Source organism: Pseudomonas paraversuta, from assembly GCF_904063065.1.
Lineage (GTDB): Bacteria > Pseudomonadota > Gammaproteobacteria > Pseudomonadales > Pseudomonadaceae > Aquipseudomonas > Aquipseudomonas paraversuta.
In genome coordinates this window covers 1-437 of sequence record NZ_CAJFCL010000055.1, presented here as the reverse complement: position 1 = coordinate 437, position 437 = coordinate 1, and the positions used below count along the sequence as shown (strand labels likewise).

The following is a 437-nucleotide window of genomic DNA, read 5'->3' as shown; positions in this document are numbered from 1 at the left end:
CTGGGTGATACCAACCTGTTTGTCGAAATTGAAAAGGATTTACGCGGTTACGGCGACGAGTCCGTATACGGCGGCGGTAAATCCCTGCGTGACGGCATGGGCGCCGCCAACACCCTGACCCGCGATAACGGCGTACTGGACCTGGTGATCACCAACGTCACCATCATCGACCCGATCCAGGGCGTGATCAAAGCCGACGTCGGCATCCGCGACGGCAAGATTGCCGGGCTTGGTAAAAGCGGTAACCCGGGCACCATGAATGGCGTAACCCCGGGCCTGGTGGTGGGTGTGATCACCGACGCCATCTCCGCCGAACATCTGATTCTGACCGCTGCCGGGATCGACACCCACCTCCACCTGATCTCGCCTCAACAGGCTTATCCCGCGCTGTTCAACGGTCTGACCCCCTTCTTTGGCGGCGGCATCGGCCCGCCTGC

1 pseudogene is annotated in these 437 nt (G+C 61.3%); it reads left to right on the top strand.

The window, feature by feature from the left end:
- Positions 1-437: pseudogene (ureC, locus tag JQ845_RS22900) on the top strand (urease subunit alpha); the annotation flags it as partial.